Source organism: Bacteroidota bacterium (assembly GCA_018831055.1).
GTDB lineage: Bacteria > Bacteroidota > Bacteroidia > Bacteroidales > B18-G4 > M55B132.
The window spans coordinates 1-22,883 of the sequence record JAHJRE010000120.1 but is presented as its reverse complement, the minus strand read 5'-3'; the positions used below and the strand labels follow the sequence as shown (position 1 = coordinate 22,883).

Annotated in this window: 18 protein-coding genes; 10 read left to right on the top strand and 8 right to left on the bottom strand. The window is 44.6% G+C overall.

Features of this window, described 5'->3' with window-relative positions:
- Positions 1-49: 49 nt before the first annotated feature.
- Together KKA81_07545 and KKA81_07540 are read right to left on the bottom strand one after the other, a co-directional pair.
- Positions 50-811 carry an outer membrane lipoprotein-sorting protein gene (locus KKA81_07545; GenBank protein ID MBU2650772.1) on the bottom strand — a complete coding sequence of 254 codons (762 nt, stop codon included), beginning with the start codon at positions 809-811 and terminating at the stop codon, positions 50-52.
- A gap of 2 nt (positions 812-813) precedes the next feature.
- Complete coding sequence (locus KKA81_07540) at positions 814-1,401, bottom strand: TetR/AcrR family transcriptional regulator (GenBank protein ID MBU2650771.1); 588 nt, start codon at positions 1,399-1,401, stop codon at positions 814-816.
- 34 nt (positions 1,402-1,435) lie between these two features.
- On the opposite strand from KKA81_07540, the gene KKA81_07535 reads away from it, so the two are divergent.
- Together KKA81_07535 and idi are read left to right on the top strand one after the other, a co-directional pair.
- Complete coding sequence (locus tag KKA81_07535; GenBank protein ID MBU2650770.1) at positions 1,436-1,654, top strand: hypothetical protein; 219 nt, start codon at positions 1,436-1,438, stop codon at positions 1,652-1,654.
- Between the two features lie 5 nt (positions 1,655-1,659).
- Positions 1,660-2,190: an isopentenyl-diphosphate Delta-isomerase gene (gene idi, locus KKA81_07530; GenBank protein MBU2650769.1), complete on the top strand. Its 531-nt coding sequence runs from the start codon at positions 1,660-1,662 to the stop codon at positions 2,188-2,190.
- On the opposite strand, the gene KKA81_07525 is transcribed toward idi, so the two are convergent.
- The 4 genes from KKA81_07525 to KKA81_07510 all read right to left on the bottom strand — a co-directional run bounded on the left by KKA81_07525 (position 2,165) and on the right by KKA81_07510 (position 6,231).
- Positions 2,165-2,680, bottom strand: a complete 516-nt coding sequence (locus tag KKA81_07525; GenBank protein MBU2650768.1) for a hypothetical protein — start codon at positions 2,678-2,680, stop codon at positions 2,165-2,167. The two genes, idi and KKA81_07525, sit on opposite strands and share 26 nt — an antisense overlap.
- An 11-nt stretch (positions 2,681-2,691) precedes the next feature.
- Entirely contained in the window at positions 2,692-3,951 is a 1,260-nt protein-coding gene (locus KKA81_07520; GenBank protein ID MBU2650767.1) for a mechanosensitive ion channel family protein, read from the bottom strand.
- 112 nt (positions 3,952-4,063) lie between these two features.
- Positions 4,064-4,768 (bottom strand): hypothetical protein, encoded by a 705-nt coding sequence (locus KKA81_07515; protein ID MBU2650766.1) that lies wholly within the window; start codon positions 4,766-4,768, stop codon positions 4,064-4,066.
- Positions 4,769-4,848: 80 nt separating this feature from the next.
- Positions 4,849-6,231 (bottom strand): C1 family peptidase, encoded by a 1,383-nt coding sequence (locus KKA81_07510; GenBank protein ID MBU2650765.1) that lies wholly within the window; start codon positions 6,229-6,231, stop codon positions 4,849-4,851.
- 184 nt (positions 6,232-6,415) lie between these two features.
- Here KKA81_07510 and lpdA point away from each other — a divergent pair, with 184 nt between their 5' ends.
- From lpdA to KKA81_07480, 6 genes are all read left to right on the top strand, one after another.
- The gene (lpdA, locus tag KKA81_07505) at positions 6,416-7,807 is read left to right on the top strand and encodes a dihydrolipoyl dehydrogenase (protein MBU2650764.1); all 1,392 of its coding nucleotides are present in this window, start codon (positions 6,416-6,418) and stop codon (positions 7,805-7,807) included.
- Positions 7,808-7,829: 22 nt separating this feature from the next.
- Positions 7,830-8,372 carry a dTDP-4-dehydrorhamnose 3,5-epimerase gene (gene rfbC, locus KKA81_07500; protein ID MBU2650763.1) on the top strand — a complete coding sequence of 181 codons (543 nt, stop codon included), beginning with the start codon at positions 7,830-7,832 and terminating at the stop codon, positions 8,370-8,372.
- A 21-nt stretch (positions 8,373-8,393) separates the two neighbouring features.
- Entirely contained in the window at positions 8,394-9,395 is a 1,002-nt protein-coding gene (locus KKA81_07495) for a lytic transglycosylase domain-containing protein (protein MBU2650762.1), read from the top strand.
- 20 nt (positions 9,396-9,415) lie between these two features.
- On the top strand, positions 9,416-12,271 hold the full coding sequence (gene uvrA, locus KKA81_07490) for an excinuclease ABC subunit UvrA (GenBank protein ID MBU2650761.1): 2,856 nt from the start codon (positions 9,416-9,418) through the stop codon (positions 12,269-12,271).
- 10 nt (positions 12,272-12,281) lie between these two features.
- Positions 12,282-12,992 (top strand): TIGR00730 family Rossman fold protein, encoded by a 711-nt coding sequence (locus tag KKA81_07485; protein MBU2650760.1) that lies wholly within the window; start codon positions 12,282-12,284, stop codon positions 12,990-12,992.
- A 100-nt stretch (positions 12,993-13,092) separates the two neighbouring features.
- Positions 13,093-13,533, top strand: coding sequence for a retroviral-like aspartic protease family protein (locus tag KKA81_07480; GenBank protein MBU2650759.1), 441 nt, complete (start codon positions 13,093-13,095; stop codon positions 13,531-13,533).
- Here the strand turns inward: KKA81_07480 and KKA81_07475 are convergent.
- Positions 13,530-16,409: a T9SS type A sorting domain-containing protein gene (locus KKA81_07475; protein MBU2650758.1), complete on the bottom strand. Its 2,880-nt coding sequence runs from the start codon at positions 16,407-16,409 to the stop codon at positions 13,530-13,532. The genes KKA81_07480 and KKA81_07475 overlap by 4 nt on opposite strands.
- A 7-nt stretch (positions 16,410-16,416) precedes the next feature.
- Positions 16,417-18,678: a T9SS type A sorting domain-containing protein gene (locus KKA81_07470; protein MBU2650757.1), complete on the bottom strand. Its 2,262-nt coding sequence runs from the start codon at positions 18,676-18,678 to the stop codon at positions 16,417-16,419.
- 180 nt (positions 18,679-18,858) lie between these two features.
- Here KKA81_07470 and KKA81_07465 point away from each other — a divergent pair, with 180 nt between their 5' ends.
- Together KKA81_07465 and KKA81_07460 are read left to right on the top strand one after the other, a co-directional pair.
- The gene (locus tag KKA81_07465) at positions 18,859-20,016 is read left to right on the top strand and encodes a sigma-54 dependent transcriptional regulator (protein ID MBU2650756.1); all 1,158 of its coding nucleotides are present in this window, start codon (positions 18,859-18,861) and stop codon (positions 20,014-20,016) included.
- A 225-nt stretch (positions 20,017-20,241) separates the two neighbouring features.
- Complete coding sequence (locus KKA81_07460; GenBank protein ID MBU2650755.1) at positions 20,242-22,539, top strand: PKD domain-containing protein; 2,298 nt, start codon at positions 20,242-20,244, stop codon at positions 22,537-22,539.
- The last annotated feature ends 344 nt before the right edge of the window (positions 22,540-22,883 follow it).

Genomic DNA, 22,883 nt, shown 5'->3' with positions numbered 1-22,883 from the left:
CGATCTCCGATCTGCGATCTCCGATCTCCGATCTGCGATCTGCAATCTCTTATCTCAGATTTTTCATGTTTTGTTGCGAAAAAAAGCTTTCCTGCATATTCACATTATATTCCATTTCCGATATTTCGATAATGGTTTGGTTTCCGGGTTTATCCATTGGGGTCATGACCATTTTTGAGGGAAGTTTTCTGTCACCGAATTGCTTTACATCGGAACAAATCTCCCTGTTCACTGCCTCCATTTCTTCATCGAAAAATTCGAACTGCATCTGGTAGAATTCATCTTTGGAAATCCAGATATGAATTTTTCCCCAAACTACCGCGGCATCGGGTAAGGGCATCAATTCAACCTTATAACATTGATACCCGTTGATTTCTTCTTCTCCCAGGATGCGGTGTGTGTAATCATTAATGTATGAGTTCATACGCATCAGGTCGTTATTGGTGAAGTCGGACCCCATCCAGGATTGACTCATCATAGAAGGAGGTATCTTGATCATCCGGCTGATGGAGGGCATCCAGTTCCACATATCCGTTTCCCTTTTCATAAAAACCTGTCCTTTATCACGTGCAGGGGAAAGAATATAGATCATGTAAAAGTCTTCTCCCAAAGACCAGACTTTCATTTCCACCTCTCTCGACCAATTTGGCCTGACTACCGTCATTTTCATGGCGCCCCGGTTTGATTCTCCGTTAACCTTATCCTGCGATTTTATTACAATCTCTTTTGCCGTCAGGGTTTGTGATGTCCCAGAAAAGGATGTTGTCAGAATTACCAGGGAAATCAAACCGGTTAAACGTAATTTGTTCATTATCATTTGTTTTTGCAGTTTAGATATTTGTTGTATAATAGATTCTTAACCTTTTCAATGGGAAATTCATCCGGTCCCATAATGTAATTCAAACTTATGCCATCCAATAACATGTGAAATAAAATGCCCTCCGTTTCCGGATCATCAAATCCTTTTTCACGAAAATAACGGATGATCATTCCTAAATATACCCGGGTTAAATCAGCGGCTTTGTTATAAACCTTCTCAAAAACAAGAGGCTGAAGGGCGATTGCAAAGTATAACCTCCAGTATTCACGCCTTTCCCTCAGGATTACGAATAGTTCATCGATGTAATACCTGAGTTCGTCTTCTGTGATAATACCATCTTTATTCGGATCAAAAAACAACATGAGCTCCTGAATCCCTTTATCCAGGATGGCGTTCAATAACTCTTCCTTACCCTCGAAATAATTATATAGCAAGCCTTTTGAAATACCTGCCTTTCCAGCGATCATGCTGATGGATGTATTATGGTAGCCGGATGCAGCAAATAGCTCCAGGGCCGTTTCCATGATCATGTTTCTGCGTGATTCCCGGATTTCTTCATATTGTTCTTCTGTTCGTGGCATATTTTTATTGATTGAACGGTCGGTCAAAAATAAAATGTTTTTTGAACCATGTCAAGTTTTTTTTGTTTTTTTTTTCAACTCGACTTCGCTCGTTGTTAATAGAGGGGAGAGGGGAGAGGGGAGAAGGGAGAAGGGAGAGGGGAGAAGGGAGAAGGGAGAAGGGAGAAGGGAGAAGGGAGAAGGGAGAAGGGAGAGGGGAGAGGGGAGAAGGGAGAAGGGAGAAGAGAGAGGGGAGATTTTTGTAATTTTGTAATAAAAATCATTATGGAAGAGGTTATTTTGGTTGACAGGGAGGATAAACCGCTTGGTTTGATGGAGAAAATGGAGGCTCACCGGAAGGGATTGCTTCACAGGGCATTTTCTGTTTTTATTTTTAATTTGAACAACGAACTGATGTTGCAGCAGCGTGCTCTGGGTAAATATCATTCACCGGGATTATGGTCCAATACCTGCTGTTCTCATCCACGAGACGGAGAAGCGGTATTGGAGGCCGGCCACAGGAGGCTGAAGGAAGAGATGGGTTTTGATTGTCAGCTGGAGAAAACAATAGATTTTATTTATTATGCAGAACTTGATAAGGGTATGATCGAGCATGAATTCGATCATGTTCTTGTGGGTAGGTTCGATGGATTTCCTGAAATTAACCCGCAGGAGGTACATTCATGGAAATGGATAAAACTTGAAGACTTGTCTGAAGATATGGAGAAAAATCCTGAACACTACACCGTTTGGTTCAGAATAATATTTAACAAGGTGAAGGATGTTATTCTGGGCCAGGCTTTCCCATGAGTTTTTCCATGGCTCTTCCCAGGGAAACTTCCTGCCGGGTGCCGATAAGAAACTTTTTCCCGTTTTTCATATAGAGTTGCAAGCCCATATTTCCTGAAACATTATAGGCTGTTCCCTTTTTTCCACCGCTAACACGAATACCCCAGCCTCCATATTCCTGGATGGGTTTATATTTTCTGATTTCATACGACAGGATATCATCTTTTTCGAAGCGTTTAAATGATTTTTGCAGGATAGTGAACCTGCACCCTACACCCTGTTGGTCGATCACGGTGATAAGTTTCATCTTAAGAAAAAGGAAGATCAGAACTACAGGAATGATCCCTACAATAAGGGTAATCCAGGCGGCTTCCGGTTTGGTTGTGAACAAATTTTCATTGATCCCCTGCCAGATCATAAAAAACAACCATAATCCTGCTGATGCAATTAAAATGAACAGTATCCATACCTGACGAAATCTCTGTTCTTCCTTGAATAATATCCGTGTCATATAGGATGGGATTATTTATCTCCTGTTAAATGCTGGAAATCAGATCCTGTAGGATCCTGGAATACCTTGAGTTCGAAAAAGGGGATCACGGCAAGTACATGATCGAAAATGTCGGATTGCAGGTCTTCATACTTGGCCCATTCCTGAACTTTACTGAAGACATATATTTCAATAGGTAGCCCTTTGTCGGTAGGTTGAAGCTGCCTGACCAAAAAGGTCATCTTTTGGTTAATTTTAGGGTTTCTGCTGAGATAACCCCGCAAATATGCCCTGAAGACCCCGATATTGGTCTGCCTGCGACCGTTTACCAGTACCGAATTGTCAACGTCGTATCTTTTATTGTATTCCTGAATATCTTTTTCGGTTTTTCTGACATATTCTGCAACATGTTGAAACTGACTGAACCTTTCAAGCATTTCAGGTGTGCAGAATTTAATGCTGGTCATATCGATATTTATCGACCTTTTTATTCTGCGTCCTCCGCTTTCTTCCATTCCCCTCCAGTTACGGAATGAATCCGTTACCAGTGTGTAAGTGGGTATGGTAGTGATGGTCTTGTCCCAGTTCTGAACCTTAACTGTGGTAAGGGATATGTCGATAACGGTACCATCGGCACCGTACTTAGGCATTTCAATCCAATCTCCGAGCCTGACCATGTTATTGGCCGACAATTGAATCCCACCAACAAAACCAAGGATGGGGTCCTTGAAAATAAGCATCAAAACCGCAGAAAATGCTCCCAAACCCGCCAACCAGCCAAAGTTCTGCTTGCCCAGCAATATGGAGATGATAATAATGCCTGAGATGATATATAGAACGATCTTGAATACTTGCACGTATCCCTTAATGGGTTTTCCTTTGCCTGTGTCGGCTATGGAATAGATATCATGAAACGCATCGGCTATGGATAAAAATACTCTTACTGTTACCACAACCATGTAAATGGCTGTAACAATTTCGATGATTCTGGCTACGAATGCATATTCACCCAATAATATGGGCGACAGATAATTGATTACCAGTGCTGGTGCCAGGAATGCCAATCTCCTGAAAACCTTTTTCCGGATCAGAATATCATCCCATTCGGATTTCGTACGTCTTGCTACCTTATAAACCGTATGAAAAAGAATGATGCGTGTGACGTAGTATGAAATTACTGCAAGGATCAGGATGAACGCAATGGCAATACCTTCCCGGAAAATGACAGCCCAATCCTCCGGTGTTCCCAGCTTGATAAAAAGATCCCTTAAATCGTCTAATGCTTTATTCATAATATTTGCTCCGGTGCAAAAGTAACAAAAGTCTGCAAATATCAAACCCCCAGCCCCTAAACCCTAAACCCTAAACCCTAAACCCTAAACCCTAAACCCTAAACCCTAAACCCTAAACAATCTTCTTAATCTCCTGTATATACCTCTTCCGGATCTGATTCAGTTTTTCAAGGGAGCAATCAACGTCTTCATAAATCCTGATGTAATCTATCAATCCGGCTTTTCTGTATATAGTTGCAAGAGCCGCATCAAAATTGGCATCCTCCATGTTCCGTTTGATGTGTAAAGTTATCTGTTCGAATTGATTCCATTCGAGTTTCAATGGAAGCTGAAAGTATTTCATAGCCGGAACTTCCATGTCCTGCAAGGTGCAGTCGGTAATAGGGTCCAGAAGGAAATATTTTTTAACCTTAATCAAACCTTCATACGGTTCGATTTTTTTCCCCGACTGGAAGCTTATTCCTGCGTTCCTGAATAAACGCAGCAAATCGGGGATCACATCATATTTTTTTATGTCCCGGATACGGATAGAAGGTGCCATTTCATTGTGCAGGGTAACAAATGCGGGCGTTGCGTCAAACTCAATATCCGTAACTTTCTTTACCTGTTGTATAGTCCTGATGATTATCTCTTCAGAGAAATTCCCTTTAATCATGAAAAATACCGATTTGGGCTTATCTTCATCCGGGATAGTTGTGCCATGATAACCGGGAAAAGGATGTAATGATTCCAGTACCAGATCATCGTAGCCAATGGTGGTTAGTATTTCCTTTTTCTCAATTGTTCCTATGGTTTCAATGATGTGCTTTTTTTCCATAATTAATTCACATATTTAAGTTAACACATGTTTACGCATTAACCATAACAAGCGAGACAGGAAAAAGGTTTAGTAACAAATTAATTCTCCGGTGCGAACATCGGATCCCAGGGTGGAAGCAATACCGGTTCAGTCTTCAGAATATCGAGGGTTTTCTGATCCATGTATTTTTGATGGACTACCAGCCTGAACATATACTCATCAAACCATTCATCGGTCATCACCAGCAATCCTTTCTGCCCTTTCTCACCCCAGCTGTTTTCCAGTAACCATTTGTCGATACTCCCGTTTTCGATGATATTTACTCCGATAAGGCTCATGCCATGGGATGAACCGCTCTCAAAAGTACTGATCCTCTGAGCTTTGTCCAAACCGAAAGTTACTCCAAACATATCACCGTAATCATAATTATGGATGTCAAGCAGCCCGTCTTCGCTGTTCAGTTGCTTTCCTACATCACAGGAAAAATACAGGGGTTCATTATCTTTAATGGAAGCGGCTGCAAAGTTTTTGATTTCGTCTACCGGAAGATTTATATATTTCCAGTTTCCTCCTTCCAGGATGTGACGATCGTATTCAATTTCATATACCTTGTAATAATCCCGGGTTGGGTCGTTCATTAGCATCACATAGTCCTTGAGGTTAACATCAAGAACTTCACTGTAAAACGACAAAGGTGTGTATTCAGTTGCTTTGCTTATGTTTCCGTCGGCATCTTTGTATTGCCAGATGAATTTTTGCGGAGGTTCTCCGAGCGACAGGGCCAGAATACGGTAAATATCGGAGAGCATCCGGGTTTTCATATCCTGGATAACATTTTCATTGGCTTCCGTTTGCCTGATCAATCTGAGTTTTAGTCCATCTTCCCGTAATTTGCGTCTCAACAGTCTCGACATCATGGATGTGTTTTCGCTGTTCTGGCTTTCCGGCATGGCTTCTGCGGGTACGAGCCCGTATTTATCTACAATATCGACCACTCCCGTCCATTGACCGCCATCACCAATCGGATTCCTGAATAGCCATTCTACTGTTTTATCATCCATAGGCTTATCGGCAGTGGCAAGTATTGTTTCCAGGAAGAGGTTGGATTTTTCAAGCTGGTCCCAGAAAAAGGAATAGTTTTGAGAGAACTCAAAGTCTTCCAGCTTGTATTTTTCAATCACCTTAATCCGCAACATGTTGAGGCCGGTGAAAAGCCAGCACCTGCCCGATGATTTCTGGTCACTGATACCTTTAATGTCTATCTTGTGAGAGAAATAGGGTGTGACCTTTCCTAAATTTGACCGATTAATTGCCAGTTTCTTAATGTCGTTGCTGCTGATTGCATTCATCAGCGCTCTGGTTTCCCCGTTAGCTGTAAATGATGACCGGATCTTTTGCAGCGTGGCTTCATCAATGCTTCCATCCTGGCTAAATGAGTATAAGGCTGGCAGAAGCAGGAAGAGAATCAATATTCTTTTCATAATTAAGTAAAAATTAAACATTACTATTTTTGGATTGTTCTGTTCATATCAAACGCATAAAAATATAAATTTTTCATTACCGGCAGGTTGTCATATTCTGAAATGCTTTCGGAAGAGGTAAAAAATATGGTATCTTTGCCGGATAACGAGCTTCACAGAGTGTTAATGATAAAATCAAAAAATTATGGATTTTGACCTTATTGTTATCGGGAGTGGTCCCGGAGGTTATGTGGCTGCCATTAGGGCCAGCCAGCTTGGGATGAAAACCGCTGTAGTGGAAAAAGCAGAATTGGGTGGTGTTTGCCTGAACTGGGGATGTATCCCTACAAAAGCCTTGTTAAAGAGCGCCCAGGTTTTGGAATATGCCATGCATGCCCAGGATTTTGGCGTGAAGATCGATGGTTCGGTGAAGGCCGATTTCGAAGGCATGGTGAAAAGAAGCCGAGATATTGCTGCCGGAATGAGCAAAGGAATACAGTTTTTATTTGGTAAAAACAAAATAGAACATATAGCAGGATTTGGCAAGGTTCTCCCCGGTCGTAAAGTAGAAGTGACCCTGTCTGATGGAAGTAAAAAGGTATTTAGCGCAAAAAATATATTGATCGCAACGGGCGCACGCTCAAGAATATTACCCAACCTGCCCATCGATGGCAAGAAGATCATTGGATACCGGGAGGCCATGACATTGCCTAAACTACCTGAATCTATGGTTATTGTTGGTTCCGGTGCTATCGGTTCCGAATTTGCTTATTTCTATAATGCCGTAGGTACAAAAGTCACACTGGTTGAGCTCCTCCCCAACATTGTGCCCCTGGAAGATGAAGAGGTATCCAAACAGCTTGAGCGTTCCTTCAAAAAATCCGGGATCAAGGTTATGACCAATGCATCTGTGGAGTCAGTCGATACCAAATCGGATAAGTGTAAGGTAACCATAAAGACAAAAAAAGGCGAGGAGGTTATTGAGGCTGATATCGTTTTATCCGCTGTAGGCATTGCCACCAACCTGGAGGGATTAGGCCTTGAGGAAACAGGAATCACAACCGAAAAAGGCAAGGTTAAGGTGGACGATTTTTATCGCACAAATGTGGAAGGGTATTATGCCATTGGAGATATTGTTCACGGACCCGCACTGGCACATGTGGCCTCCCATGAGGGGATCACCTGTGTTGAAAAGATGGCCGGGCTCAACCCCGATCCGATGGATTATGGAAATATTCCGGCCTGTACCTATACCCATCCTGAAATAGCTTCTGTTGGGATGACGGAAGCTCAGGCCAAAGAAGCCGGTTATGAGATCAAGGTGGGGAAATTCCCATATACGGCTTCCGGGAAAGCCAGCGCAGCCGGTGCAAAGGAAGGTTTCGTAAAAGTGATCTTTGATGCCAAATACGGTGAATGGCTGGGTTGCCACATGATAGGGGAAAACGTGACAGAGATGATTGCCGAAGCCGTTGTTGCCAGGAAGCTTGAGACAACAGGTGAAGAGATCATTAAATCGGTACATCCCCACCCGACTATGTCGGAAGCCGTGATGGAAGCCGTTGCAGCAGCCTACGGAGAAGTTATTCACATTTAATAGCTAAATAATTTTTTCAGGAATGGAATTCATCACTACCGACATCATTGGGCTGTTAATTGTTAAACCAAAGGTTTTTGAAGACGACAGGGGATATTTTTTCGAATCGTTCAACCGGAACAGATTCCTGAATAATGGGATTGATGTCTTGTTTGATCAGGACAATGAGTCCAGGTCGCAAAAAAACGTATTGCGTGGTCTGCACTTCCAGGCCCCGCCATTTGAACAAGGTAAGCTGGTGAGGGTTATCCGGGGCTCGGTATTGGATGTTGCAGTGGATATCCGGAAAGATTCCCCTACTTACGGAAAGTGGAGCTCGATAGTACTTACCGCCGATAATAAACTGATGTACTGGATACCCCCTGGTTTTGCCCATGGATTCCTTTCCCTGGAGGACCAGACGGTTTTTTCCTATAAATGCACCAATGTGTATAACAAGGATTCGGAAGGCAGTATCCGTTGGAACGATCCCGACCTGAACATCAATTGGGGAATCACAAACCCCGTTTTGTCAGGTAAAGACCAGGAAGCACCTCTTTTCAAGGAATTGAATTCCCCGTTTTAATGTTCCCAATTGTAATGGGTTATGAAAAGAAATTTTGTCTTTCTGCTGATTTTTATTGCTTTTCTGGCAATTCTGATTATTTTCCTGAATTGCTCACACAATACAAGCCTTTCAGGAGTGGAATACAAGAATGGCATGGATGGCCATTACAGGGTGTCTCCGGCCAGGATTCCTGATAAGGCGTTTTTCGCCGGAGAAAAGGTACCGCTGGATATGTATTATGTTAAAGAAAGCCTCGACAGGGAGCTGATGGTGAACATGTACTGGCACACTTCCACCATTCTCTTGCTGAAAAAAGCCAATCGTTGGTTCCCGGTGATTACTCCCATCCTGGAAAAAAATAATATCCCTGATGATTTTAAATACCTTGCATTAATTGAAAGTGGTTTGTCGCAGGTTGTTTCCCCATCCGGGGCAGCCGGATTCTGGCAGTTTTTACCCGGAACTGCCAAAGATTATGGTCTTGAAGTGAATGATGAAGTTGATGAGCGTTATCATGTGATCAAATCAACCGAAGCAGCATGCCAATACCTGAGTAAGGGTTATGAGATTTTCGGTAACTGGACTCTGGTGGCGGCATCCTATAATGCAGGAAAAAGACGCATTGCAGAAGAATTGCGGACACAAAAGGTTGACAATTATTACGATCTTTATTTGAATGAGGAGACATCCCGCTATGTGTTCCGGATCATAGCCATAAAAACCATTTTTAACATGCCGGAAGAATATGGCTTTTTCCTGGAAGAAAAAGACCTTTACCAACCAATACCAACAAAGAAAGTGCTTGTTGAAGGGGAAATTGAAGATCTTCGCATTTTTGCCGCAGACAATAACGTTACTTACCGCACGCTAAAGGAATTAAATCCCTGGTTGCGAAAACCTTTCCTGAACAATAAGGGAAAGAGTACCTACATTATTTCCCTCCCTGCCGACGGGTTCATTCCCCGATCACGTATTCCCGGCGTAAGGCCTGATTTTTTTGAACCGGATACAGCTTACCCATTCGGACCGGTAAAGAATTAATCGTTTATCTTTGCGCTGAAATGAAAACAGAGCTGCTTGAAGGTTTGGTACAGAACAAATTTCTTGAGGTTGAAGGTGCACGGGTGCATAACCTGAAAAATGTTGATTTGCGCTTACCTCGTTATCAACTTGTTGTTTTTACCGGACTAAGCGGCAGCGGTAAGTCTTCCCTGGCTTTCGACACGATCTATGCTGAAGGTCAGCGGCGCTATATGGAAACGTTGTCATCCTATGCCCGGCAGTTCATTGGCGACCTGGAAAGACCCGATGTTGACAGGATCAGCGGTTTAAGTCCCGTGGTTTCCATCGAACAAAAATCGGTCAGCAAAAATCCCCGTTCTACAGTTGGTACAATTACCGAGGTATATGATTTCCTTCGTTTGCTCTATGCACGTGTCGGTGAAGCATATTCTTACGTTACCGGCGAAAAAATGGTGAGGTATTCCGAATCCAGGATCATCGAGCTTATTGCCGAACAGTTCACCGGCCAACGTGTAATGGTTCTCGCCCCGCTCGTTAAAGGGAGGAAAGGCCATTACCGGGAGCTTTTTGAGAATGTTCGCCGGCAGGGATTCACGAAAGTCAGGATCGATGGAGAGATCAGGGATATTTCACTCAACATGCAGCTTGACCGTTACAAGACTCACGATATAGAACTGGTGACCGACAGAATCGTTGCAGGCAAAGATGAATCCAGGCGCAATCGCATCGCCAGGGCCGTGGATACTGCATTAAAACATGGTAAAAACAGCCTCATGGTAATGGATGAGGACAGTGGCACCCTTCGTTACTATAGCCGCCTTCTTATGTGCCCGACATCGGGAATTGCCTATAATGAGCCTGAACCCAATACTTTCTCTTTCAATTCCCCCTACGGCGCCTGCCACAAATGCAATGGCCTCGGCGAAATTTCCGAAGTGGATATGCAGAAGATCATCCCCAACCCTTCCAGGAGCATTCGTAAGGGCGGATTTGCCCCGATCGGTGAACATAAAAATACCTGGATATTTCAGCAACTGGAAGCCATCGGGTTGAAATACGACTTTGACCTGGATACCCCCATTGAAGATATTTCGGAGGATGCCATCAGCACAATTTTATACGGGTCGGAAGAGAGTTTTATAGTTCAAAAAGAGTTCCTTGGTGTTAAGCATAGTTATACGCTTGATTTTGATGGCATTATAAGTTTTATCTCCAACCAGTATGAAGAAGCTTCTTCGCCGGGTATACGCAAATGGGCTTCAGGTTTCATGAATAAAAAAGTTTGCCCGGAATGCAATGGGGCTCGCCTGCAGAAGGAGTCATTATTTTTTAAAATTGAGGGGGAAAATATATCTGAACTGGCCAATCTCGACATCCTGGAGTTGAAACAATGGATGGAGGCATTACCGGAAAAGCTGGATGAAAGAAGACTGAGAATCGCTCGCGAGATTATACGGGAGATTTTGAACAGGCTTCGCTTCCTGCTTGACGTAGGGCTTGATTATCTGAGCCTTAACCGTTCGGCAAGGAGCCTTAGCGGGGGGGAATCACAGCGCATCCGGCTTGCTACACAGATTGGGTCGCAATTGGTGGATGTGCTTTATATTCTTGATGAACCGAGCATAGGACTTCACCAAAGGGATAATGCCCGCCTGATCCAGTCGTTGAAAGACCTTCGCGATTTGGGTAACTCGGTGATCGTGGTTGAGCACGACAGGGATATGATTGAAGCAGCCGATCATGTTGTGGATATCGGTCCTGGGGCAGGAAGACACGGGGGACAGATTGTCGGCCAGGGTTCTCCGGCAGAAATGAGAGATTGTCATACCATTACTTGCGATTATCTTTCCGGAAGAAAGGAAATCCCAATACCGGCGGAAAGAAGACCGGGAAACGGTAATAAACTTAGCTTGTATGGAGCTTCAGGAAACAACCTCAAATCGGTTGATCTTCATCTGCCGCTGGGAACTTTTATTTGCGTAACCGGGGTTTCCGGAAGCGGAAAATCCACACTGATCAACGAAACTCTTTATCCTATCCTGAGCAACAGGTTTTACCGGTCATCACAAAAACCTCTTCCTTATAAATCCGTTGAGGGTTTGTCTCATCTTGATAAAGTGATTGAGATAGATCAGTCACCCATAGGCCGCACACCCAGGTCTAACCCGGTTACGTATACCAAAGCGTTTGATGAGATACGCAAATTGTTTCAGCAGTTGCCTGAATCAAAGGTAAGGGGATATAAACCCGGACGATTCTCTTTCAATGTCAAGGGCGGGCGATGTGAAACCTGCAAAGGGGCAGGAGTAAGGGTTATTGAAATGAATTTTCTGCCGGATGTTTACGTGATGTGTGAAACGTGCCAGGGAAAACGTTATAACCGCGAAACACTGGAAGTCAGGTACAAAGGGAAGTCCATCAATGATGTGTTGAATATGACCGTGAACCAGGCAGTTGAGTTCTTTGAGAACATACCTTCCATCCTGCAAAAAATAAAAACATTACAGGAAGTGGGATTGGGCTACATAACGCTTGGCCAGCAAAGTACAACCCTCTCGGGAGGAGAAGCCCAACGCATCAAGCTTTCTGCAGAACTGTCGAAGCGTGATACAGGGAAAACCCTGTACATCCTGGATGAACCTACTACAGGATTGCATTTCGAGGATGTGAAGGTTTTACTGGATGTGTTGAACCGCTTGGTTAACAAGGGCAATACCGTGCTCGTTATCGAGCATAACCTCGATGTGATCAAGTTTGCTGATCATATTATCGATCTCGGTCCGGAAGGAGGAGAACGTGGTGGCCACATCATCTGCCAGGGTACTCCCGAAGGCATCCTGAATGTGACGGAAAGCCATACAGCATTGTATTTGAAAAATGTATTACATCATTAATCTTAAAAACATGAAAACCCGGGAAGAAGATAAAATTCGAAGCGCATTCGAAGCAAAAACCTGGAATGAGATAAAGACCTATGACTCCTGGCAGATATTTAAGATCATGTCTGAGTTCGTGGAGGGATTTGAAAAATTATCCAAAATCGGTCCCTGTGTCTCGGTCTTCGGTTCAGCCAGGACTAAACCCACGGATAAGCATTACAAGCTTGCGGAAGAAATTGCATATCTTATTACAAAAAAAGGATTTGGGGTAATCTCAGGTGGAGGACCGGGGATCATGGAAGCTGCCAATAAAGGTGCTCATTTTGCCGGAGGCAAGTCGGTTGGTCTTAACATTAACCTGCCTTTTGAACAGGAAGCCAATAAATTTATCGATCCTGATAAATTAATAGATTTCGATTATTTCTTTGTCAGAAAGGTTATGTTCATGAAATATGCCCAGGGATATATTGTTTTACCAGGTGGTTTCGGAACCCTTGATGAAATGTTTGAAGCCGTAACCCTCATTCAGACAGCAAAACTGGTTCATTTCCCTATAATACTAGTCGATTCGGAATACTGGAGAGGACTCATCGACTGGATAAAAGAAAGACTGATGAAGGAAGAAAAGATCAGCCCTGAAGATATTGACATTATACGCCTTGTAGATACCGCAGAAGAAGCCGTTCACATTGTCGAAGAGTTCTATAACAAGTATGCACTGAAACCAAACTTCTAATTAAAGTGATGAGTTATAAGTTATGAGTTATGAGTAAACTAATAACTCATAACTTATAACCCATAACTCAACTAACCATATAACCATATAACAGTATAGCATGAAACACCAAATCCCCCTAAATATCATCTCCATCGAAGACGAAGGATTTCATCTTTTTGTAGAGGGTACTCTTAATGGTTTTCCGTTATTGTTACTGGTTGATACGGGGGCTTCAAGGTCGGTTTTTGATAAGCAAAAGATCTCGGAGAAATTTCCCGGTGGCTTACCCGAACTGATTGAAAACGAAAAGCTTAGTACCGGTCTGGGGACAACTACCATGCAAAGCCAGTCGGTAATCCTTGATTCGTTTAGTATAGGGAGTTTAAAAATATCAGATTACCAGGCTGTTGTGATGGAAATGTCGCATGTGAACGAGTCTTATGCTCATCTTGACCTTCCGGGAATTGATGGCGTAATTGGCAGTGATATCCTGATGAACTACCGGGCAGTCATAAACTATAAAAAGAAAATTCTCGTACTTCGTGATAATAGGGATTAAGGCAGGAAAACCTTTTCCGTTAACTTGCCTTCAGTAGTTTCTATTGAGACAATATACATCCCGGTAACTCCCGGCAAGTCTATTCTTTTCATCCAGGAATTATCCAACCTGGTAGAAAAAACTTCCTGGCCAGCTACGTTAAACACTTTAGCAACTCCGCTTACGGCCTTTGATGATTTGATCATGATCCCACCCTTTATCCCATAGATCAATGTGTTAATATCCAGTGGGATAAAGTGAAGGTGGAAAGTTTCTTCCTCTTCCTGAAGGTTTGAAGTTATAATGGTATTCAGTGCGGAGCTTGCTTTTATGATCTTGTCTCTCAGCTTGTCTTCCAGTATCATGATATAGCGTTCGCTGTACAAACCCGGAATGCTGACTTCCAAAGTATACTTTCCCGGTTCCGGGATATAGACTTTAAGCGGTACCACAAGTTCATTTTTTGCCTCAGGCAAACTGTTTATCGACAATTTCCGGTTGTTTGCAGAGAGCGCGTAGATTTGCGGCCTGTTTCTGTCCATCAGTTTAAAGGCATCAAATTCTCCATCATAATCTGCCGCAGCATCATTTAACATTCTCAGGATACATTCATCACGGTAATCTTCCTGAGTGATACCGGCGATGATCAGGTTTTCAGGGCTGCTTTTGTAAAATTCCTGGTTGCTGTGTATTCGCGCTGAATTGGAAAAACTCACCTCCCCGATATCGCCGGGCGATGATACCCTTACGAAAAAGCCCTGTCCTGATGGAATTTCCGAAGTGGCTCCCAGGGTTCCTGCTCCATTGACATAGGATTTGTAAACTCCATCGTCACCGTCCCAGTAATAAATAGCATTATCGACATTGCTTCGTGATATACCGGCATGATCCAAGTCGATGGCAGATGGATAGGGGTTACCGGTAAGATGCCATCCTGCGTAATCTTCATCATCCGGCCCGCCGGTGTTATAGGTTAATCCACTGCAATTGTAAATACCGGAATGAAGTGAACTTCCTGTGAAAGAATATGTTGATGAAGCCGGAACCTTAATGTTATAACCGGTAGCATCCGACAAAACATCCCCGGATGCCAGATTGACCCATTCCTGGTTGGGCTCATCATATTCGTACAGGTATGCTCCTGTGAAAACATCAGCAAGTGCAGCATTCAAAGGCGATGAAACGTAGTGGTAGGTATTGCCGTTCCCGGAGAGATAGCGCTCTATCTCCGCTGTTCCTCCCAGGGTAAAGCTGCCCATGTCGATAAACGATGCGCTTCCTGAAGCCGATGAGCGCAGGAAAAGATCCTGGGTCACATTCATCGCTTTACCGGCAGGTAAAGTAAAGTGGGCGTTTTCCTCAATCTCCAGTGAGCGGATAACGATGTCGCTGCCCGAATTGGTAAGCGGGTAGTTGGCTTTTCCGCTTTGCAGGATGACATGATCGCCGGTATCGGGGAGTATTCCTCCACTCCAGTTTGCAGTGTTATTCCAGTTGTCATCTGTTGCACCTGTCCACTCTGTCAGCGATTCGGCGTAAACATTGATGCTCAGGTCCCAGTAATAACCCGGACTGTTTCCTCCGATAGGCCACCAGGAGCCGGAAGTGCCTGTTCCGCTTATCCAGCATACGTCGGATTCGATGACCGGGTGGACGTAATTGTTAATTGTATCCTCAATGGGTATAGGCCAGTTGTATCCTGGAGTATAATATTGAACTTTAACATAAAAATCGTCGCCAACCTGAAGGTCTATATGTTCAGGGATTTCAAAATTGTAAAGGCCCGGCCATGGGCAGGTTTGTGTAGTAACAGACCCCAACAGACCGCTTAACGTCGTTCCGTCGAAGCTCTCATAAACCTCGAATTGCATTTGAGTACCGGCGGCCATAGCATAAGAGGAAACCTGCACAAGACGGTTTTTCCCGGAGGAGATGAATTTCACCAGTCCGTACCCGGTTTCACTGCCGTAACCCGTAGAGTTGTAGCTTCCCTGGTCATCATAGAGATAGGCCGTAACAGTATTGATATAATCTTCCCGTACAGGCCAGTAGCAATTGTAATCCAGGATGGAGTTGTCGTTATAGGAAACATAGAAATATCCGGCATCTCCCCAGCCTGCTCCATAGCTGTTGCGAATTATCCAGGCGCCTTGTCCGCCGGCAGTAGTAAGTGTGTCATTCCATCCCACAATATCAACGGCATGGTTCACCTGTGGGGAACCACTGTAATAATAAGTGAATTTGGTGGGATTGTAATATGCAGCTGAATAGTAGATCATGGTATAGACTGCCCCAACAGTCATAACATGATCCTTTATTACATTTATATCGTTGGGAAGGTAACGGGCTTCTTTAATAAAAGCAACTGGTTCGAGACCGTCAGGGCATAAACTGGGGCCGGGTGTGCCACCGGAATTCGGATCCTGGGGTTCCAGCAAGGGGCCGGCCAGCCGGGCAAAATATGCTGTACTCATCCAGTGGTTTCCCCAATAGCTACGTGCCGAATCAAAACCATGGCAGAATTTCAGGTTGTTTTCCGAAAGATCAAATTCTCCCAGTCCGAGCATTTTCCAGCGGGATTCTACCGAACCCATGGTTGCAAAAGCCCAGCATCCATTGGGGGTTTGGCTTTTTACCGGGGTCAGCCATGCACTGTCGCGCATGTCGAATACCACCGGATAACTCCTGTTCGCATATACAGCAGCGTCGTAGTCTTTAAACGAAGGCATTACCGGAGTAGGAATGGCTCCGGTGTTTTCGCTTAAGAGGCTGGGATCTTTTGCTTGTTCAATGGCTTCCAGGAAAGCAGGATTCAAGGGGGCTTTATCAGGTAGCCTTTCCTGGGAAAATGCCTGCAAATAAAGAATGGTAAGTATTATGACGTAAACAATTTTCATAGAAACATTATTTGATAATGATTAGCTTTTTGATGATCCGGGTCTGTGGGTTGTTTGCAGGTTGTACTTCCAGGAAGTAAACCCCGTTTACAAAATTACTTATATCTATGTGTGAATGCAACTGATTTTTTTCCAGCCATTTTATTAAAACTTTACCCCGGCTATCAACAAATGATATGTTCGCAGGGAGCATTCCGGGGTTTAATGAAATGCCAAGGTTGTCATTTGCGGGATTCGGGAAAACCTGAACCCGGTTGTTTATTTGATTTTCCTGGTTGCCATTCACAACAGGCTGATTGACATCGGGGTAAAAATGCATCCCGCCACTAAGATTACCGCATATCATCTCCATTTTATTATCCTGGTCAATATCGGCCAGGGTTGCCGACATCCGCCAGCCCTTTAAAATTTCAAAGGGTTGGTTGCTTATTAACGAAAACAGGGAATCGGACGGAGGAAAAGGATTTCCTGTGTGAGCCAAAACATTCGGAAAGTAAAAAATGCTTCCCTGTTCAGAACCTACTACCAGATCGAGTCTTCCCTGTTGGTCATAAAACAGGAATGGTGTGCTGTATCCGAAGTTCGAAATCATGGGATCGGTCACATTTATCTCTCCCCAGAAGTCATCTTCAAGGCTATAGGAAGCGGATTGTGCAGTACCGGTATTCCGGTAATAGTTGAGTGTTCCGGCTTTTTCACCGATGATCAGATCGGTGAGCCCGTCCTCATCAATATCTATCCAAAAGGGCGTACTGAAATCCCCCACATCGATGTTCATATATGCTTCGGTTTCCAGGATGAAGTCCGGATCTGCACCGGCCTGTGCCTGGTTCCTGTAAAAAAGCAGTTTGCCGTCGTCTTTGCCCACAAGCAGGTCGGGGTCGCCATCCGCATCGATATCAGTGAGGGTAGGGTAGAGGGCTTTTGCTTTCAGAACGGATATGCCGGCCAGATCATCATCAACAAAGGTAAAGCAGGGCTGGGAAGGTGTTCCTGTATTCCTGAAAAAAGACAGCCTGGCTACATATTCCGAATGCAGTGTCATGGATACATCGTACCAGGAACTGTCGTAATAACCGTAATTCCCTGCCAGGATGTCGGTAAGTCCATCACCATCAAGATCATAGAAGATGGGATACGCCCCGGAGCCAAGGTCTATCATGTCATCCTGTAAAAACTGTGTGGATTTCAGATGGAACACCGGTTGGGTATTGGTACCGCTGTTCATGTACAGCCAACTGGAGGCATAATTTCTGGAAACAAAGGTTGCTCCGTCGAAAGGATTGGCCAGAAGGTCTTTCAGTCCGTCATTATTCACGTCAATCATTTGTGGCAGCGGCATGGAAAAGATTTTAACAGGGGTGGAATAATCCGGGAAGTTATGTTCCTGACTGATCATGAATGCATCAATGGATGTGCCGCCGTTGGTCAGCTTGATCAAACCGGGATAATCCACATCCCCCAATACAAGGTCCATGTCGTTATCATCATCAAGGTCTGTTACCAGGAAAGTGGATCCGGTGTGCCTGTCGCGTAAACCAGGGGCAATGAAATTTTTACCACCCCCAAAGCAGGTATCCAGGAAAATCTCATTGGATTCCTCACTTTCAGCAAACCGTCCCCAGCAGTATTCTGTCCGCAGGAAATCCAGGGAATCGGGTGTTCCGTATTTCTCCATGCTTTGGTTCTGGTGTAATTCGACGAAAGAACCCAAAGCCCAGAATGTAAGAATATCAAGATCCCCATCGTAGTCGAGATCAACAATAGCGGGATAATCGGCCGAAGTCACAAGGATATTGACATACCCGCTGCCGTAATATGAAGTGAGGTAAGGATATACCACCAATTCGAATTTCAGAACGGAAGTTGATACATTCCTGTAAACCATTACCCCCGGATTATCGGGATTATAAGTAAAGATATCGTTTCGGCCATCAAAGTCATAATCAACCATCATCACCCATTCGGCAAATTCGGGGAAAAGGCCTATATAATCCGGCGAATAGGCGTAACTGATACTATCTGTTAAACCATTATTCAGGAAGGGCATAAGCCGGTTACCCTGTCGGTCGAAGACCAGCAGATCCATACTACCATCGAGGTTCATATCAATCTCGCAAAACTGGCAGGAATTCATTCCTCCCGCCCAGGGCCAGGCGTATGTCTTGCCGTCTTTCCCCCGAATGACCGGGTTATCCTGTTGTGCTTCAAGAAGTATTGACAAGAGGGAGAAGAATAATAATGCTAAAACGTAGAGTAAGCGTATCATCTTAATGAGAATATCAATGTTGAATAATTATCAAAAGTAGTGATTAATTTGGGAAGTTGAAAGTTCCCGCAATCGCTTCGCTCTGCGGGATGACGGTAATTAAACCTGTCAGCACCCACAGCACCTGACAGCGTTCAATCAAATAAAACTTTTACTAACTTTGATCTCAAACTTATAACTATGTCCAGAATCCTTGTTGTTGACGATGAACCCAGCATACGCAATACATTGCGCGATATCCTGGAGTACGAGAAATATGAAGTTGATGATGCTGCCGACGGAAAGGAAGCTCTGGAAAAAGTAGGTGCAGGCGTTTTTGATGTGATACTTCTCGATATCAAAATGCCCCGTATGGATGGACTGGAGGTGCTGGATCAGTTATTACCCCGTTCAGATGCTCCGGTGATCATGATCTCTGGTCATGGTACGATAGAAACCGCCGTGGAAGCGATTAAAAAAGGAGCCTATGATTATATCGCTAAGCCTCTCGACCTGAACAGGCTGCTTATCACCATCAGAAATGCCCTCGACCGTTCTTCACTTATTTCTGAAACACGTTCGCTCAGGAAAAAGGTTAGTAAAACCTACGAAATGATTGGTGAGTCAGAAGCTATGCTCAATATCCGGGAGATGATAGAAAAGGTGGCCCCTACCAACGCCAGAGTACTTATTACCGGGGAAAACGGTACCGGCAAAGAACTTGTAGCTCGCTGGCTCCATGAGAAAAGTACAAGGTCGGGAGGACCCTTTGTGGAAGTTAATTGCGCTGCAATCCCTTCGGAACTTATTGAAAGCAAGCTTTTTGGACATGAGAAGGGATCATTCACCTCCGCCATTAAACAGAGAAAAGGTGATTTTGAACAAGCCGACGGTGGTACGCTTTTCCTTGATGAGATCGGGGATATGAGCTTAAGCGCCCAGGCGAAAGTCCTTCGTGCTTTGCAGGAAAACAAAATTATGCGGGTTGGCGGAGAAAAAGATATTCCGGTGGATGTACGCGTAATTGCCGCTACCAATAAAAACCTTGAAAAAGAAATTAAAGCCGGAAATTTTCGTGAAGACCTTTATCACCGGCTCAGCGTGATACTGATCAATGTTCCCCCGCTCCGCGATAGAAAAGACGATATTTCTTTGCTGACGCGTTATTTCATCGAAAAAGCATGCTCGGAACAGGGTAAGGCTATCATGGATATTAACGAAGATGCTTTGAAAGAGCTTTCAGAATTGCCCTGGACAGGAAACATCAGGGAACTGCAAAATGTAGTCGAACGCCTGACGATTCTTTGCGATAGTCCTATCGGAGGTGAGGATGTGAGGAGGTTTGGGAGGAAGGGGTGAGGAGAAGGGAGAGGGGCGAAATGTTGCTGGGGGCTGGGGGCTGGGTACTGGGTGCAAGTTACTGGGGGCTGGGGGCTGGGGGCTGGGTACTGGGTGCTGGGGGCTGGGTGCTGGAGCGTTGGATGCAATTTGCCCCCAGTACCCAGTACCTAGCCCCCCAGTACCCAGTCCCCAGCCCCCCAGTACCCAGTAACTTGCAGCGCTTTAATAAAATGATAAATTCCAATGAAGAATCTTGTTATTATCGGACTTTTGTTTTTTTTGGCCGGGGTTTGGCTTTTTCAGGCCAGAGGCCAGGATCCTTTGGTATTGGGGGAGATAATCATCGATGATTATTCGGGAAACAGGGATGGATGGCTTGATCCGGGGGAAACGGCTGAAATGGAAATCCCGGTGATCCATACAGGGAGCTTTCCACTGTTTGCGGTGAAATTATCTCTTAATTCTGCGGATCCCGGGATCAGCATTTTCCTGGAAACATTGGATTATGGATATATTGAACCGGGTGATACCGTTACCCGGGCATTTTATGTGACCGCATCCTATAGCATACCGCAGAATTCTACGGTGCTGTTCAATATTGTCATAACCGCACCTCCTGCTATTACCATTACAGACGAAATCATAATGGAGGTTGGGAAAAAGGATGTGCTTATTGCTGATTTTGAGGATAATGATATTACCTCCGACTTCCTGGAAGACAGGCTGGATTATTATGGCTACGAGTTTGAAAGACTATCTTACCTTCCTGAAACGCTGAAGCGATATCGCAGTGTTTTTGTTTGCCTTGGGGTAAGAAATGCAGGAAGGCCGATCACCCAGGAAGAAGGAGATGCGTTGGCTGCCTATCTCGACCGGAGCGGGAGACTGTACCTTGAGGGTGGCGATGCATGGTTTTACGATCCCCCCACAGCCGTCAGGCCGTATTTCAATATTCTGGGCACAGCCGACGGGGATAATTCCCTCGATCGCCCACATGGGATCGATGGGACCATTACCGAAAACATGATCTTCGATTATGAAGGAGAAAGAGTTTCGAACGACAGGATCATGGCTATGGGAGCCGCTGAACTGATCTTTGAAAATGTAAATCCTGCATACGGTATTGCTGTGGCATACGATGGCGGGTATTACCGGACCGTTGGCAGCAGTTTTGAGTTCGGCGGACTCACCGACTATGTTTTCCCCAGCACAAAAGACGAATTATTGCAACGCTATCTGGAGTTCTTTCAGGTGAAAAAGCTTTCGGTGGAAGCCCGTTTTATGGCTGAGCAACCGTTTATTTGCCTGGGTGAAAGCGTACAGTTCGAAAACTACAGTATCGGTAACGGATTAACCTTTCAATGGATATTTGAAGGAGGGACACCCGCTACCAGCACCGAGGCGGAGCCGCTTGTATTCTATAACACACCCGGCAACTACCTCGTAAGCCTGTTGGTTGAACAAGGCCAGGAATCGCACTTTCTCATCCGTGATGAATATATACGCGTTGGCAAAATACCAACTGCTGAACTCATTGCAGGACCGATGGTTTGTGCCGGAGATACCTCTTTTGTTACCATTGCCTTGTCGGGTTCTCCCCCAATGTCATTTGAGCTCTTCGACGGTACCGATACGATTGTTTACACAAATCTCTATGTTACAAGTATTCAGCATCCGGTTATCCTGAATGAAAATACAACAGTTTGGGTTACATCAGTCATTGGGCATCCGAATTGCCAGGGTGTTGGCGACAGTCTTGTTATGGAAGTCTTTCCGCAACCATCTGCCACGTTAAACGCTCCTCCGGAGATTTGCATGGGAGATACCGCGCTGATCATGATCAGTTTCGCCGGAACTCCTCCATTCTCGTTTGAAATGAGTACGGGAGAATCCATTGTTACCGGCGACAGTGCATATCTCCTGAAAAAAGCCCTGCAAGCAAACACAAGCATTGGCATCATATCCCTTTCTGATGCTTCGGGATGCCTGCCGGAGCTGCCGTTACCGGTGAATATCATCGTAAACAACGTGCCTGTAATAGCCCTTCCAAACGATACCATCATCTGCGCAGGAACCGCTTTATTCCTGGATGCTTCTGTCCCCGGAGCGGTTTCATGGCTCTGGAAACCGGGTATGCAGACAACACCGTATATCACCATCGACAGTGCAGGAACCGGAATGGGCAGCATCACTCATTCGGTTATTGTGACTGCCCAGAACGGATGCACGGCAGAAGACTCTGTTACCGTTGGATTTAAGGATTGTACAGGCATCCCAGAATCGTTAGGTATCAGTGATCTGTGTATTTATCCAAATCCTGCAGGAGAATTGTTTACCATCGAATTTATGTCACAGTATCCGCAGGATGTGTTACTTCGTTTAACAAGCATTGGAGGACAATTGATATTCCAGGAACAATTATTTACCGTGAAAGGAGAATTCAGGAAGCAAATGCCTACAATAGGGTTTCCCTCCGGAGTTTATCTTTTGGAGGTTTATGGGGAAAATGGGGGATGGAATACGAAAGTTGTTTTCGATTGACGCTTAACGATCAACGAAGTAAGAAGATTGCGATAAATCACTTATTGTCATAGTGACTGAGTGACTATGATACTTGTAGAAACAAAGAAGCGAATCCGCCGAGTCACTCAGTCACTCGAACACTTAGCTCTTAAATCCGCCGAGTCACTCAGTCACTCGACCACTTAGCTCTTAAATCCGCCGAGTCACTCAGTCACTCGACCACTTAGCTCTTAAATTCGCCGAGTCACTCAGTCACTCGACAATAAATCACTCAGTATCATAGTGACTGAGTGACTATGATACTTGTAGAAACAAAGAAACGAATCCGCCGAGTCACTCAGTCACTCGACCACTTAGCTCTT

What these genes read in the sequence shown, in the direction of transcription:
- KKA81_07475 (MBU2650758.1), bottom strand. Translation starts at nt 16,409, where the DNA reads ATGAAAATTGTTTACGTCATAATACTTACCATTCTTTATTTGCAGGCA.
- rfbC (MBU2650763.1), top strand. Translation starts at nt 7,830, where the DNA reads ATGGAATTCATCACTACCGACATCATTGGGCTGTTAATTGTTAAACCA.
- KKA81_07535 (MBU2650770.1), top strand. Translation starts at nt 1,436, where the DNA reads ATGTTTTTTGAACCATGTCAAGTTTTTTTTGTTTTTTTTTTCAACTCG.
- lpdA (MBU2650764.1), top strand. Translation starts at nt 6,416, where the DNA reads ATGGATTTTGACCTTATTGTTATCGGGAGTGGTCCCGGAGGTTATGTG.
- KKA81_07495 (MBU2650762.1), top strand. Translation starts at nt 8,394, where the DNA reads ATGAAAAGAAATTTTGTCTTTCTGCTGATTTTTATTGCTTTTCTGGCA.
- KKA81_07485 (MBU2650760.1), top strand. Translation starts at nt 12,282, where the DNA reads ATGAAAACCCGGGAAGAAGATAAAATTCGAAGCGCATTCGAAGCAAAA.
- KKA81_07540 (MBU2650771.1), bottom strand. Translation starts at nt 1,401, where the DNA reads ATGCCACGAACAGAAGAACAATATGAAGAAATCCGGGAATCACGCAGA.
- KKA81_07515 (MBU2650766.1), bottom strand. Translation starts at nt 4,768, where the DNA reads ATGGAAAAAAAGCACATCATTGAAACCATAGGAACAATTGAGAAAAAG.
- KKA81_07460 (MBU2650755.1), top strand. Translation starts at nt 20,242, where the DNA reads ATGAAGAATCTTGTTATTATCGGACTTTTGTTTTTTTTGGCCGGGGTT.
- KKA81_07470 (MBU2650757.1), bottom strand. Translation starts at nt 18,678, where the DNA reads ATGATACGCTTACTCTACGTTTTAGCATTATTATTCTTCTCCCTCTTG.
- uvrA (MBU2650761.1), top strand. Translation starts at nt 9,416, where the DNA reads ATGAAAACAGAGCTGCTTGAAGGTTTGGTACAGAACAAATTTCTTGAG.
- KKA81_07510 (MBU2650765.1), bottom strand. Translation starts at nt 6,231, where the DNA reads ATGAAAAGAATATTGATTCTCTTCCTGCTTCTGCCAGCCTTATACTCA.
- KKA81_07520 (MBU2650767.1), bottom strand. Translation starts at nt 3,951, where the DNA reads ATGAATAAAGCATTAGACGATTTAAGGGATCTTTTTATCAAGCTGGGA.
- KKA81_07465 (MBU2650756.1), top strand. Translation starts at nt 18,859, where the DNA reads ATGTCCAGAATCCTTGTTGTTGACGATGAACCCAGCATACGCAATACA.
- KKA81_07525 (MBU2650768.1), bottom strand. Translation starts at nt 2,680, where the DNA reads ATGACACGGATATTATTCAAGGAAGAACAGAGATTTCGTCAGGTATGG.
- KKA81_07480 (MBU2650759.1), top strand. Translation starts at nt 13,093, where the DNA reads ATGAAACACCAAATCCCCCTAAATATCATCTCCATCGAAGACGAAGGA.
- KKA81_07545 (MBU2650772.1), bottom strand. Translation starts at nt 811, where the DNA reads ATGAACAAATTACGTTTAACCGGTTTGATTTCCCTGGTAATTCTGACA.